The organism is Yersinia thracica (assembly GCF_902170565.1).
Taxonomy (GTDB): Bacteria; Pseudomonadota; Gammaproteobacteria; order Enterobacterales; family Enterobacteriaceae; genus Yersinia; species Yersinia thracica.
The window spans coordinates 1-474 of sequence record NZ_CABHXX010000052.1; the positions used below are offsets into that span (position 1 = coordinate 1).

Sequence of the window (474 nt, forward strand, 5' to 3'; positions counted from 1 at the left end):
GGCAAACCGGGCGCTGCCTTTTGCTACCGCGCCTACACCGGCAACATAACCGCCATATTCAACCAGCAGTTTACCCGCTTCTCGCCCAGAGTCATAGGCTCCTCCCGTGCCCGCCCGCTGATAATGAGCCTCCATTCTGTCAATCCGTGCCAGCCAGTCTTGTTTGACACTTTGCGCCACAGTGCCTATCGCATCATCATTGTTAATCAGCTCTCTGAGCGCCATAAATGTCTGTTTTGGCTCTTTTAATACCCCCAGTAATTCAATACTACTGTCATACAATCCTTCCGGTACACCGGCCACAATACCCGCCGCAAATGCGCCATCCTGGCTGCCGCTAGTCATTCCCCAGCCGATGAAAAGGCTGCCTTTCTCCGCCAGCGTCCTCGCGGCGTTCATTTCAGCTTCCATCAACTTTTGTTGATGATGGCTAAGATAGTTATAACGGAATGTGGTTTCAGCAGCATTAGCGCC

General features: G+C 52.5%; 1 pseudogene. It reads right to left on the minus strand.

The annotated features are described in order from the left end of the window. Window positions 1–474, minus strand: a pseudogene (locus FTA91_RS06135) (VENN motif pre-toxin domain-containing protein); the annotation flags it as partial.